13 protein-coding genes are annotated in these 12,115 nt (G+C 69.9%); 4 read left to right on the forward strand and 9 right to left on the reverse strand.

Annotated elements, in window-relative coordinates:
- Positions 1 to 288: 288 nt before the first annotated feature.
- Positions 289 to 729: an ATP-binding protein gene (locus AB0H86_RS43000; protein ID WP_362451624.1), complete on the reverse strand. Its 441-nt coding sequence runs from the start codon at positions 727 to 729 to the stop codon at positions 289 to 291.
- Between the two features lie 201 nt (positions 730 to 930).
- Here AB0H86_RS43000 and AB0H86_RS43005 point away from each other — a divergent pair, with 201 nt between their 5' ends.
- From AB0H86_RS43005 to AB0H86_RS43015, 3 genes are read left to right on the forward strand one after another with little or no spacing between them, the layout of a single operon-like run.
- Positions 931 to 1,782 (forward strand): helix-turn-helix transcriptional regulator, encoded by an 852-nt coding sequence (locus tag AB0H86_RS43005; RefSeq protein ID WP_362451626.1) that lies wholly within the window; start codon positions 931 to 933, stop codon positions 1,780 to 1,782.
- A 10-nt stretch (positions 1,783 to 1,792) separates the two neighbouring features.
- Positions 1,793 to 1,981 (forward strand): DUF397 domain-containing protein, encoded by a 189-nt coding sequence (locus AB0H86_RS43010; protein WP_362451628.1) that lies wholly within the window; start codon positions 1,793 to 1,795, stop codon positions 1,979 to 1,981.
- A gap of 31 nt (positions 1,982 to 2,012) precedes the next feature.
- Positions 2,013 to 2,408 carry a nitroreductase/quinone reductase family protein gene (locus AB0H86_RS43015; protein ID WP_362451630.1) on the forward strand — a complete coding sequence of 132 codons (396 nt, stop codon included), beginning with the start codon at positions 2,013 to 2,015 and terminating at the stop codon, positions 2,406 to 2,408.
- 15 nt (positions 2,409 to 2,423) lie between these two features.
- On the opposite strand, the gene AB0H86_RS43020 is transcribed toward AB0H86_RS43015, so the two are convergent.
- Positions 2,424 to 3,200, reverse strand: a complete 777-nt coding sequence (locus AB0H86_RS43020; RefSeq protein ID WP_362451632.1) for an alpha/beta hydrolase — start codon at positions 3,198 to 3,200, stop codon at positions 2,424 to 2,426.
- A 265-nt stretch (positions 3,201 to 3,465) separates the two neighbouring features.
- Complete coding sequence (locus AB0H86_RS43025; RefSeq protein ID WP_362451634.1) at positions 3,466 to 4,404, reverse strand: chlorophyllase; 939 nt, start codon at positions 4,402 to 4,404, stop codon at positions 3,466 to 3,468.
- A 179-nt stretch (positions 4,405 to 4,583) separates the two neighbouring features.
- Between AB0H86_RS43025 and AB0H86_RS43030 the strand changes: the two genes are divergently transcribed.
- Complete coding sequence (locus tag AB0H86_RS43030; protein ID WP_362451636.1) at positions 4,584 to 5,030, forward strand: MerR family transcriptional regulator; 447 nt, start codon at positions 4,584 to 4,586, stop codon at positions 5,028 to 5,030.
- Between the two features lie 103 nt (positions 5,031 to 5,133).
- On the opposite strand, the gene AB0H86_RS43035 is transcribed toward AB0H86_RS43030, so the two are convergent.
- From AB0H86_RS43035 to AB0H86_RS43060, 6 genes are all read right to left on the reverse strand, one after another.
- Positions 5,134 to 5,481, reverse strand: coding sequence for a DUF1330 domain-containing protein (locus tag AB0H86_RS43035; protein ID WP_362451638.1), 348 nt, complete (start codon positions 5,479 to 5,481; stop codon positions 5,134 to 5,136).
- A 218-nt stretch (positions 5,482 to 5,699) separates the two neighbouring features.
- Positions 5,700 to 7,151: an aldehyde dehydrogenase family protein gene (locus AB0H86_RS43040; RefSeq protein ID WP_362451640.1), complete on the reverse strand. Its 1,452-nt coding sequence runs from the start codon at positions 7,149 to 7,151 to the stop codon at positions 5,700 to 5,702.
- On the reverse strand, positions 7,148 to 8,878 hold the full coding sequence (locus AB0H86_RS43045; protein WP_362451643.1) for a D-aminoacylase: 1,731 nt from the start codon (positions 8,876 to 8,878) through the stop codon (positions 7,148 to 7,150). Before AB0H86_RS43045 ends, AB0H86_RS43040 begins: the two co-directional genes overlap by 4 nt.
- A 120-nt stretch (positions 8,879 to 8,998) precedes the next feature.
- Entirely contained in the window at positions 8,999 to 10,117 is a 1,119-nt protein-coding gene (locus AB0H86_RS43050) for an LLM class flavin-dependent oxidoreductase (RefSeq protein ID WP_362451646.1), read from the reverse strand.
- Between the two features lie 124 nt (positions 10,118 to 10,241).
- Positions 10,242 to 11,018, reverse strand: a complete 777-nt coding sequence (locus tag AB0H86_RS43055; RefSeq protein WP_362451649.1) for an SDR family oxidoreductase — start codon at positions 11,016 to 11,018, stop codon at positions 10,242 to 10,244.
- 144 nt (positions 11,019 to 11,162) lie between these two features.
- Positions 11,163 to 12,107: a TIGR03619 family F420-dependent LLM class oxidoreductase gene (locus AB0H86_RS43060; protein ID WP_362451652.1), complete on the reverse strand. Its 945-nt coding sequence runs from the start codon at positions 12,105 to 12,107 to the stop codon at positions 11,163 to 11,165.
- Between the last annotated feature and the right edge of the window lie 8 nt (positions 12,108 to 12,115).

Below are 12,115 nucleotides of genomic sequence, written 5' to 3' on the forward strand. Positions count from 1 at the left end.
GCAGAACCGGCCGGTGTGAACACAGCCCGGCTTCGCCGGGACCAGCGATCACGGCGCTCCGCGCCGCGAATATGCCCACGCCGTGTCCGGCTCCGTGGAACCAGACGCGGCGACGCTCCGCGTCACAACCATCAGATTCGCTTCACCACCGGGCTGAAGCCCGATGCACTGCGAATGAACCCCGGTAGCGGCCGAGCACGCTGCGCAGGTCGTCCACGGTCCGGATCTCGGGCAGTGGCATCGCTCCCCAGCGGTGCTCGGGCTGTGCACTTCTCGGTACGGCCCGCATCACCACGTCGCCGCCCCGCCCCCGCACTCGGCCCACAGCAGCTTGCCGCCCTTCGACGCGCCCAGGTCGCGGAGCACCGATGCGCCCCACGCGTTCGCGCAGGCCCGGACGAGGTGCAGGCCGCGGCCGTCCTCCGCGTCCAGTGAGGGCGTGGGACCGCCCCGGTCCGAGAAGCCTGGGGGCACCCGCGGGTCCGTGTCCCATACGGCCACCCGCACGCGGCCGGGTTCCGCCGAGCGGACGCGGAGGACGTACGGCCCCTTGGTGTGGCGGTGCGAGTTGGTCAGCAGTTCCGCCGCGAGTAGCTCCGCGGTGGGGGTGAGCTCGGACATCTCGTGGGCGGCGAGGATCAGTCGCAGGGCGCCCCGCGCGATACCCGGGGCGCGTGGATCGTGCGGAAGGTGCAGGGTGTAGTTCCAGTGCGGGGATACGGTGGCCATGGGAAGTCTCCGGTCGCTGAGGGGAGTTGGACAGGTGCCTGGTGTCTCTGCCGTGGCGTCCCACGGTGCGCTTCCAGGTGGGGCGCCTGGGATCGAAGATAGGGCCTGGCAAATGTCATTTGCCGATGTTCGAGATACTTCCCTTGCATTTCCCTCGTGTGAGTGACCCGTCGACGGAACACGCGTCCTAGAGGAGTTCACGTGGCTGCCAGACCCCCTCTGACGGCTCGCCGTCTCCGGCTCGCTGTTGAGCTGCGCAAGATGCGCGAGCGCGCGGGCATGACGGCGACCGAGGCCGCGCGCACGCTCGGCACGAGTCAGGGGCAGCTCAGCAATGTGGAGTCCGGCCGGTTCGGAGTGAGCCTCGACCGCGTCAGAGGGCTGGCCCGGATCTACTCGTGCCCGGACCAGGCCTTCATCGAGGCCCTGGCCGGTATGGCGACCGACAAGACCTTCGGCTGGTGGGAGTCGTACCGCGAGGTGCTGCCGTCGGGGCTACTCGACCTCGCCGAGCTGGAGCACCACGCCACCGCTGTGCGCACCGCGTACACCTCCCACATGCCGGGACTGCTCCAGACCGCCGATCACGCGCGGGAGATTTTCCGGCACGTCATCCCCGCCCCCACACCACCCGAGGTCGAGCACCGCGTCTCGCACCGGGTCAAACGTCAGGGCGTGTTGCACGGGCCGCTCCCGACTCCGTACAGCACCGTGGTGCACGAGGCAGCCCTGCACATGGGCGTCGGCGGCAGAAGTGTGGCTCGCGCCCAGCTCCGGCATCTGGTCGACATGAGCGAGCGGGACCACATCACCATCCGCGTACTCCCGTTCGGCGTGGGCGCGTTCCCCGGCTCGGGTCAGTCCATCAACTACCTGCACGGACCCGTGCATCAGCTCGACACCGCGCAACTCGACCAGTTTCACGGGCCGGTCCTTCTCGACGCCGAGGCACTCCTGCAGAAATACCAGCGTCTCCTCGACATCGTGGAGGCCACCGCCCTGAGCCCCGAGAAATCCCGGGACCTGATCCATTCCATCGCCCAGAAGCTCTGAAGGAGCCAGCATGTCCCCGCAAGGCTGGCAGAAGTCGTCCTACTGCCAAGAAGGCGACGCCTGCGTCCACATATCCGCCTCCGCGCCGACCTCCGTCCACCTCACCGAAAGCGCCGACCCAGCCCAAACCGTCCTCACCACAGACCCCGCCGCATTCCGCGCCCTGCTCAAAACCCTCAAGGCGCCCGAGAGGCCGTGAGCAAGCCCCACCCCACAGGAGCCCAGCCACCATGTCCCGCCCGTCCGAGCTGAAGTACCGCGCCGTCGCCGCCTTCCAGCGCCACGTCGGCAACCCGGTCCTGCGCCGCCTCCCGATCCAGGCCCTCCTGGAGACCACCGGCCGCACATCCGGCCTGCCCCGCCGCACCCCGGTGGGCGGCCGACGGGTCGGGAACTCCTTCTGGCTGGTCTCGGAGTTCGGCGAACGATCCCAGTACGTCCGCAACATCAAGGCGAACCCCCGGGTACGAGTCCGGACCCGCGGCCGATGGCACACCGGCACGGCCCACCTCCTGCCCGACGACGACCCGATCGCCCGCCTCCGCACCCTCCCCCGGTACAACAGCGCGGCGGTACGGGTGCTGGGGTCGGGGTTGCTGACGGTGCGGGTGGATCTGGACGAATGACCGGCGTACGTCCGGTCAGACCGCCCGGGCGTACACCTCCAGCACCAGGTCTCGTACGGTCTCCGGTGCCCGCAAGGTGGGCAGGTGGTCGCAGTCCGACAGGCGGACGAGGCGGCAGTCCGGGAGCGCGGCGGCGATGGCCTCGTTGCAGCGGACCGTGCGGGGCTGGTCCTTCTCGCCGAGGAGCAGGGCGCTGGGCATGGTCAGTTCACCGAGCCGCGGGAAGGCCGGCGGGTCCTCGGTGAGGTGCCCGTACGTCGAGAACCAGGCCGGGATCGCCGCCCGCAGCAGGGTCTCGGCCTCGATGTCGGGGGCGGTGCCCGCCGCCGCCCAGACCCGCAAGGACAGGGTGACGAGGCCCTCCATGTCGCCGGCCTGCGCCAACTCTCCGATTTTCGCGGTCAGTTCCGGGTCCTCAAGCCAGGGATACCCGGTCACCCCCGGCACCAGCAGCACGAGCCCCGCCACCCGGTCCGGCTCGCCCAGCGCCCCGCTGATCGCGGTCGAACCGCCCAGGCTCGTGCCGACCAGCACCGCCCGCCGGACCTCGAAGTGGTCCAGCACCGCGCGGAGGTCCTCGGCGAGCGAGTAGGCCACCGTCGGAGCCGGAGACCGCCCGAACCCGCGAGCGTCGTACCGGATCACACGATGCCGCTCGGCGAGGGCCGGAGCGACCGGCTCCCATACCCGCGAATCCGCGATCCCCGGATGCAGCAGCACGATCGGCACACCCTCCCCGCCGGTGTCGTCCGCCCAGACCTCGCCGTCCTTGACCCGCACGATGGATTCCATACGGCGACTGTGCCCGGGCCGCCCACCCGAGCGACAGAACCACACCGGCCAAGCCGGGAAGCAGCCATCAACGAGTGGCACACGAGCGCGAACGACGGCGACCTGGAGCGGTCGGCGAGGGCGGTCTCAGCAACCCGAGGGCGCGCGAGCTGAGCGAGCGGGCGCGGGAGCTTGCCCGACAGAAGGCCGCGGCCTAGTGCCGGCCCGCGTTGATCCTACGGGGGGTCGCTGGGCGGACGAAGGCGTGGATGTCAACCGCCGAGGGTCACTTGCTGTCCAGCCGCCCCAGCGGGTGGGCGTCGGCGATGACGGACCGGGCCATCTGCCAGTCGGTGTGGTCGATGCCGGTGATGTGGCGTAGGTAGGCGAGGGTGACCTGCTGGACGAGGGCGACGCGGCTGGGGTCCTCGTCAGTGGTCTCTGCTGCCCGGTAGCCGGAGATGCCGCCGAGGAAGTGCTCGCCGCCGTAGACGGTGAGCAGGCTCTTGTTGCCGCGGCTGAGGGTGTAGGGGTCGCTTGTCCAGGCGGGTCCTCGGGTGGTGAGCGGGAGGTCGTCCTTGTCGCCGGCGACCACCAGTCCGGGGGCGGTGATGTGGGAGAAGTCCTGGTCGCGGAGCCAGGGAAGGTTCTCGTGGGCGAAGGGGGTCAGTTCGTCGCCGCCCTTGCCGGCCGTGGCCAGTTGGATGCTGGCCATGACCCGGGAGTCGGACAGGTCGTCGGCGGTGCCGGTCTGGGGGTCGGTGACGCGCAGCCCTACCAGGATGCCCGCGGTCTGGCCTCCGAAGGAGTGGCCCGCTGCGACGATGCGGCTGTGGTCGACCCGGCCGGAGAGGCCGGGCACGGATGCCTCCAGCGGCTTGAGCTCATCCAGGATGCGCTTCATGTCCTGCACGCGGTAGCGCCACAGGTGGGGCCCGCGGGAGTCGTCCGCGGCGATGGCGACCCGCTTGGAGTCGAGATGCGTGGCTTGGATCACCACGAAGCCATGAGAGGCCCAGTGGTCGACCAGCGGTGCGTAGCCGTCCAGGTCGGAGCCGAATCCGTGTGCGAAGAGCACGATCGGCAGGCGTGTGCCAGTGAGCGGTGCGGAAACGCGTACGTGCAGGTCCTGGCCGCGCTGGGGGGCGGGCAGCACGATCGGTTTGACCGTCACGGTCGGGGTGGGAGCGGGGCCGGTGAGGCCGGTCGTCCGGTGGGTGGTCACGTGCGTGCTTCTTTCCGGTGTGGTGCGGGTGGCGCGTCAGGTGATCTTGAGGTTGAGGATGCGTCCGGCATTGATCCGTGACGTATCGGGCGAAAACCCCGGGGTCACGTCAGCTACGCTAAAACTTGACGTCGACGTCAAAGGCAAGTCGTTATGGCGTAGTTCACATGGAGCTCGGAATGCGCATTGGGGAACTCGCCCGCCGCACAGGCGTCAGCACCCGGGCCCTGCGGTACTACGAGGAGCAGAACCTGCTCACGGCCGAGCGCAGCAACAGCGGCCAGCGCCACTACCCGGAAACCGCGGTCGCCCGGATTCTCCTGGTCCGAGAGCTGTTCACCGCCGGCCTGTCGAGCAAGGTCATCGCCGAGCTCACGCCATGCGTCATCGACGGCAAGGCCACACCCGAACTCCTCGACCGCCTGGCTGTGGAGCGCGATCACATCGACCAGCACATCGTCGATCTCACGCAAACCCGAGACAGGCTCGACTCGGTCATCGCCGGCGCCTCCGCCTCCATGGACACCGGTACCCCCTGCCGGCCCGGCCCGGCATCGACCCCTCCGGCGCAGGTCAGCGACGCCACCCTCCGTGGTGATCAAGAAGCTCGGGAAGGTGGGGGATGACGTCGTCCAGTCCGTTCGCGGTGCTCTGGAACGAGGGCTTGGCGGAGCGGTGAACACCTCGCTTGAGTTTCTCTGCGTCAGCTGGGCGAACCACCGCTCTGGGCTACTCGGCAGGCAGCGTCTCCCGCATCGCCTTGGCGGTGGCAGTCGCGTCGTAGTTCTCGGGGACGCCTTCGACCAGGATGATGTCGCCCTTGATGTGCCGCGAGCGCAGCGGTGCGATCTCCTGGTACGCGGGTGAGTCCCACCACGCCCGTGCCTCGGTGATCCCGGGGAAGCCGATCACCACGACGAACCCGGGCCAGCTGCCCTCTTTCACCTCCTGCTGCGCGGCGTGCACGAGGAATCGACCGCCGTACGGCTCGAAGGTGGCGGTGATGCGCTCGATGTACTCGGCGATCTCCGGGACCGGGGCGGCCTCTTGCAGGTGCGCTATGACATAGGCGGGCATGATGTCCTTCCAGTCGGTCGGGCTCCGTACGCCGCCGATCGTCGCATGCGGAAGCGCCCGGGGCGATGACCCGCCAGGTAAGGTTCCTGCCGTCGTGACGGCCTCCATCGCCGAGCAACTCAGGCTCGGGCCTGGTGTGTTCAGGTGAATGTCGCCTGACGTGCAGGACCATCACGTGGTTGCAGCTCGTGGCTCGTCGTTCAGCCGGCAGGCGCACCTCACCCCGGCCAAACGATCGCCTGCATCTCGCTGTAAGCGTGCAGCGCGTACGACCCCACGTCCCGCCCCACCCCGCTCCTCTTGAACCCCCCGAACGGCGCTTCCATGTTGCGGCCGACGGTGTTGACGCCCACCCCGCCAGCCCTCAGCCGCCGGGCCACCCGGAAGGCGCGGGCCACGTCCGTCGACCAGACGTAGTCGATGAGGCCGTAGTCGGTGTCGTTGGCCAGTGCCACCCCCTCCTCCTCTTCCTCGAAGGGGATGACCGACACGACCGGGCCGAAGATCTCCTCGCGGGTCACACGCATGTCGTTGGTGCAGTCGGCGAGAAGGGTGGGGGCGACGTAGAAACCCCGCTCCAGCGGCGGTCGTTCACCACCCGCCACCAGCACCGCCCCTTCTTTGCGGCCGAGTTCGACGTACGACTCCACCCGGTCCCGGTGCGCCGCCGAGATCACCGGTCCGACCACCGTGTCCGGCTCCCGAGGGTCCCCCACCTTCAACCGACCCGCATACACGGCCAGTTGCTCGACCACACGGTCGTACACGCCCCGCTGGGCGAGCACTCGCGTCGGCGCTGTACAGATCTGGCCGCTGTAGAAGGAGAAGGTCGTTCCGATCCCGGCGACCGCTGCCGAGACGTCCGCGTCGTCGAGGACGACCGCCGCGCCCTTCCCGCCCAGCTCCATCAGCTGGCGTTTCATGTCCCGGCCGCACACGGAGGCGATGCGCCGGCCCACCGCCGTCGACCCGGTGAAGCTCACCATGTCGACGTCGGGGGAGGCCACGGCCTCCTCACCGACCTCGACCGAGCGCCCGGAGACCACGTTCACCACCCCGCGCGGCACGCCCGCCTCCTCCAGCGCCTCAGCCATCCGGTAGACGGAGAGCGGGTCCTGCGGGGCCGGTTTCACCACCACCGTGTTGCCCATGGCGAGGGCGGGGGCGACCTTGCCGGCCGGGTTCGCCCACGGGTTGTTGTACGAGGTGATACAGGTGACGACCCCGACGGGCTGCCGCACGGCCAGCGCGCCCATCACCGCCGCCCGCCCCATCGGCCCGGCCTCGTTGATCTGCGGGGCGATCGCCCACTCGGCGGACTCCACGCGCGCGTAGCGCCGGAAACGGGCGGCGGCCACCCCGACCTGCATGGCCCGGGCCGTCGCGGTCGTCGCGCCGGTCTCCGCCCGGGCCAGCGAGGCGTACGGCTCGACGTGGCCGCGGATGATGTCCGCGGCCCGGCCGAGCACCGCCGACCGTTCCTCCGGCGCGGTACGCGACCACGGCCCGAAGGCCTCGCGGGCCGCGGCGCAGGCCGCGCGCACCTGATCCCGCGAGGCCTCGGGCGCCCACCCGACGGTCTCCTCGGTCGCCGGGTCGACGACCTCGTAGTGGCCGCCCTCCGGCTCCACCCAGGCGCCGCCGACGAACAGCCGCTGTCCCTCGGTCACTTCGTCGCCACCGTCCGGGTGTCCCGCCCCGAGCGCAGCACCTTCCCCGGCACCGCCCCGCTCACCACGTCGTCCCGGATCGCCTCGACCCCGTTGACCCACACGGCCCGGATCCCGATCGCCCTGGAGTCGAGCCGCGGACTGTCACCCGGCAGGTCGTGCACCAGGGTGGCCGTACCCGCGGCGATCCGTTCCGGGTCGAAGAGGACGAGGTCCGCATGCCAACCCTCCCGCACCTGCCCCCGCTCCCGCAGCCCGAACAGTCGCGCCGGATCGTCCGTCAGCATCTTCACCGCCTGCTCCAGGCCGACCAGCTTCCGGCCGCGCAGACAGTCCCCGATGAAGCGTGTCGTGTACGGCGCTCCGCACATCCGGTCCAGATGCGCGCCCGCGTCGGAGCCGCCGAGCAGGACGTCCTCGTGCTGCCAGGTCTCGGCGCGCAGCGCCCAGGACGCCGGGTCGTTGTCGGTCGGCATGGGCCACAGGACCGTACGCAGGTCGTCGGCGGCGCAGATCTCCACGAGGCATGCGAAGGGCTCCTGCCCGCGTTCCTCGGCGATGTCCCCCACCACCCGCCCGCTCAGACCCCGGTTCGTCTCGCTGTACGTGTCGCCGATGACGTACCGCCCGAAGTTCGTCAGCCGGCGGAAGACACCGGCGTCCTTGGACCCGGCGCGCTCCAGCATCCCGGCCCGTACGTCGGGGTGGCGCAGCTTCTCCAGACGCTCCGGGACGGGCAGTCCGAGGATCGGGCCCCACCCCGGGATCAGGTTCAGGGCGCAGAACGTGCCCAGGGACATGTTCATCGGCGTGAGGATCGGCATGGTCAGCGCCACCACCCGGCCGCCCGCCTTGCGCGCCTGCTCGCTCGCGAACAGCTGCCTGGGCACCCGCTCCGGGACGGACGCGTCGACGGTCAGGACGTTCCAGTTCAGGGGGCGTCCGGCCGTCGCGCTCATCTCCACGAACAGGTCGATCTCCGCGTCGCTGAACTGGTCCAGGCAGCCCGCGACGATCGCCTCGATCTGGGTGCCCTCGTGTTCTCCGACGGCCCGCGACAGGGCCAGCAGCTCGGCGGGCAGCGCGTGCCGGGAGGCGACCGGCTTCCCGTCACCGTCGGAGTGGGTGGACGACTGGGTGGTGGAGAAACCCCAGGCACCCGCGTCCATCGCCTCGTGGAACAACCGGAGCATCTGAGCGAGCTGCTCCTCGCTGGGCTGTCCGCCCACCGCGTCCGGCCCCATCACATACCGCCGCAGCGCACAATGCCCCACCATGAAGCCCGCGTTGACCGCGATCCGCCCCTCCAAGGCGTCCAGATACTCCCCGAACCCGTGCCAGCTCCAGGGCGCCCCCTCCTCCAACGCGACCAGGGACATCCCCTCCACCTTGGACATCATCCGCCGGGTGTAGTCGGCGTCCTCGGGCCGAGCCGGGTTGAGGGGCGCGAGCGTGAACCCACAGTTCCCGCCCGCGACGGTCGTCACCCCGTGGTTGAGGGAGGGCGTCGCGTACGGATCCCAGAACAACTGGGCGTCGTAGTGCGTATGCGGATCGACGAACCCGGGCGCGAGGACGAGACCGGTGGCGTCCTCGGTGGTGCGGGAGCCCTCGGAGATCTTCCCGACGGTGGCGATACGGCCGTCCCGTATCCCTACGTCGGCGGTGTACGCGGGGGCGCCGGTACCGTCGACAACGGTCGCCCCTTTGATGACGTGATCAAGCACGAGCCTCGCCTCCTGAACTCCGGCCGGGCTTCCCTACCTCAGGGGCGCGGGGCTGTGTCATATGCGGCTCCGCCGCGCGGGCGCGACCAGCCACAACGCACCCGCACCCCGCGACGGCGATCACCCGGCCGCCCGGAACCGCGACGTCCGATGAACAGGATCCGTATCGATCTTCGGAATCACGTGCTCCCCGACCAGCCGAATCGTCTGCAACGTCTCCTCCTTCGGCACCCCCACCGGCAGCCCGAAGCTCAACTGATCCGCCCCCGCCTGCTCCCACCGCTTGCACTGCGTGAGCACCTCGTCCGGATCGCCGCAGATCAGCAACTCCTCGGCGATGAGGACCTCGATGAACTCCTCGTTGTACGAGGGCAACGTCTCCGGCCACACCGGAAACCCCTCGGGACGAGGAAACGTGTCGTGGTACCGGAAGACCAGCGACGGCAGATAGTGCAGCCCGCCGTTCACCGCGATCCGTACCGCCTCCTCATGAGTGGGCGCACAGATCGCCGTGGTCGTCACCATCACGTTGTCGTTGACGAAGTCACCGATCGGCTCGGCGTCCACGACCGCGTTCTTGTACTGCTCAAGGACCCACTCCATGTCGGAGACCTTCTGCACGCTGAAGCCGAGCACCCCGAGCCCCTTGCGGGCGGCCATGGCGTACGAGGGCGGCGACCCGGCGGCGTACCACATCGCGGGGTGGGACTTCCCGTACGGCTTCGGCAGGATCTTCCTCGGCGGGAGCTGCCAGTGCTTGCCCTGGAAGCCGACGTACTCGTCCTGGAGCCACATCTTGGGGAACTCGGCGATGGTCTCTTCCCAGATCTCCTTGGTGTAGTTCATATCGGTGACGCCCGGTATGAACCCGAGGATCTCGTGGCTGCCCGCCCCCCGACCGCTGCCGAACTCGAAGCGATTGCCCGTCAGATGGTCAAGCATCGCGACCTTCTCCGCCACCTTGACCGGGTGGTTGACCTGGGCAAGGGGATTGAAGATCCCCGACCCCAGATGAATCCGCTCGGTGGCGTGAGCCAGATACCCCAGGAAGACGTCGTTGGCGGAGAGGTGCGAGTACTCCTCCAGGAAGTGGTGCTCGGAGGCCCAGGCGTACTTGAAGCCGGACCGGTCGGCCTGGATGACGTACTCGGTCTCCTCCATCAGCGCCTTGTGCTCGGCCAGCGGGTCGGTCTCGGCGCGCTTGCCCACGTATCCCTGTACAAAGAGCCCGAATTCCAAGGAGGTTCACCGTCCCCACGGTCAGTCCCACGGTCAGTTCCGAACGGTCAGTTCTGACGGATCGTCAGATTCATGGATCCGACTGTTCCACCGGCCCCTGGGAGCGTCAATAGCTGACGGCCCATCAGACGACGTTCACGCCCGCCAGCCAGCCGCCGTCGATCACGAAGGGCTGGCCGGTGATGTAGGAGGAGTCGTCACAGGTGAGGAAGAGCGCGAGCCGCGCCACCTCCTCCGGCCGCCCGATCCGCCCCAGCGGCACGAGCTTGCGGTAGAAGCGGTCCAGGGCCCGTGACGCCTCCTCGGTGTCCGCGGCTCCCGTCGGATCCAGGTGGGCGGGGTTGGACATCGCGGTGTCGATGGCGCCCGGGCACATGGCGTTGACCCGGATGTTCCGGGCGGCCAGCTCCAGGGCGGCGACCCGGGTGAGCCCGAGGATCGCGTGCTTGCTGGCCGCGTAGGCGCCCACGGCCGCCATTCCGGTCACGCCGGTGTAGGAGGCGGTGTTGACGATCGTGCCGCCGTCGGGCATCCGGGCGGCCACGGCCTTGATGCCGAGGAAGCAGCCGACCTGGTTGACGTCGACGACCCGCATGAACTCGTCGAGGGGCGTGTCGAGAAGGGTGTTGAAGCGCAGGATGCCGGCGTTGTTGACGAGCCCGTCGATACGGCCGTACGCCTCCGTGACAACGTCGACCGCGGACTCCCAGTCGCCTTCCCGGCTCACGTCGAGATGGACGTACAGGGCGCCGAGTTCCTTGGCGAGGTGCCGCCCCTGGTCGTCGAGCACATCCGCCACGGCGACCTCGGCGCCTTCCTCCCGGAACAGCCGGGCCTCCTGCTCCCCCTGGCCTCGTGCGGCGCCGGTGACGAGGACAACACGCCCGTCGAGCTTGCCCATGCCGAACCCCTTCGCCTCGCGACACATCGCATCGCATCGCTGGAGGCCAGCATCGTAACGCCGTATCTGACGATGCGTCAGATACCGGTTCCGGATTGCTTCGAGTTGCGGGAGCACACGTCAGGACTCCCGCCGCGGGCCGCCCTACGAGTCCGCCAGCAGAGGCCCCACCTCGGTGCCGAACGCGGCCATCTGGTCCGTGAGTTCGGTGCGGCTTCGGCTGCGGAACCTGACCTGGATCTGGTCCACGCCCATCGCGCGGTAGCCCCGCAGGGATTCGGCGAGGGCCTCGGGCGGGCCGGTGAGCGTGCGCCGACCGACGTCCCAGGCCGGGCTGCCGACGTACAGCGGCTCGGCGATGGCGCCGACGACGAAGGGCCCCTGGATCGAGTGCTCCGCGCGGATCTCCCGGATCCGTGCGATCTGCGCGGGCAGCCGCTCACGCGGGTCCCCCTGCGGCAGCCAGCCGTCACCCTTGAGCGCGGCCCGGCGGACGGCGGCGGGCGAGGAGCCGCCGACCCAGAGGGGGATGCGGGCCTGGGCGGGCCGGGGGCGCTGGCCGAGGTCCTGGAAGTCGTAGAGCTTGCCGTGGTGTTCGGGGAACTCGTCGGGCCCGAGCGCCGCGCGCAGGGCGTCGATGGACTCGTCGAGCACGGCCCCGCGCTGCCGGAAGTCGACCCCGAGCACCTCGAACTCCTCCCGCACATGCCCGGCCCCCACACCGAGGAGCAGCCGGCCGCCGCTCAGGTGGTCGAGGGTCGCGTACTGCTTGGCGCCGATCAGCGGATGGCGCAGACCGACGACGGCGACATGGCTGAGCAGCCGGACGCGTTCGGTGGCGGCGGCCAGGAAGGCGAGGGTGGCGACCGGGTCGTACCAGACCGTGCTCATCGCGGGCGCGAGCCGGCGCGGGATGGCGACATGGTCGCAGCAGGCGACGTACGAGAATCCGGCACGGTCGGCGGTCCGGGCGATCTCGACGAGGTCGCCCGGACCGGCGGTGGCCTCCCACGGCTCGGCGTAGATGGTGCTCTGGGACTGGACGGGGAGCTGGATGCCGTAGGAGAGGCGGGCGTTCAGCGCTGTCACCGGGGGCG

It is taken from the genome of Streptomyces sp. NPDC050997, from assembly GCF_040660135.1.
GTDB lineage: Bacteria > Actinomycetota > Actinomycetes > Streptomycetales > Streptomycetaceae > Streptomyces.

Coding starts and splice junctions, on each gene's coding strand:
- AB0H86_RS43000 (WP_362451624.1), bottom strand. CDS start 729: ATGGCCACCGTATCCCCGCACTGGAACTACACCCTGCACCTTCCGCAC.
- AB0H86_RS43010 (WP_362451628.1), top strand. CDS start 1,793: ATGTCCCCGCAAGGCTGGCAGAAGTCGTCCTACTGCCAAGAAGGCGAC.
- AB0H86_RS43015 (WP_362451630.1), top strand. CDS start 2,013: ATGTCCCGCCCGTCCGAGCTGAAGTACCGCGCCGTCGCCGCCTTCCAG.
- AB0H86_RS43020 (WP_362451632.1), bottom strand. CDS start 3,200: ATGGAATCCATCGTGCGGGTCAAGGACGGCGAGGTCTGGGCGGACGAC.
- AB0H86_RS43030 (WP_362451636.1), top strand. CDS start 4,584: ATGCGCATTGGGGAACTCGCCCGCCGCACAGGCGTCAGCACCCGGGCC.
- AB0H86_RS43035 (WP_362451638.1), bottom strand. CDS start 5,481: ATGCCCGCCTATGTCATAGCGCACCTGCAAGAGGCCGCCCCGGTCCCG.
- AB0H86_RS43055 (WP_362451649.1), bottom strand. CDS start 11,018: ATGGGCAAGCTCGACGGGCGTGTTGTCCTCGTCACCGGCGCCGCACGA.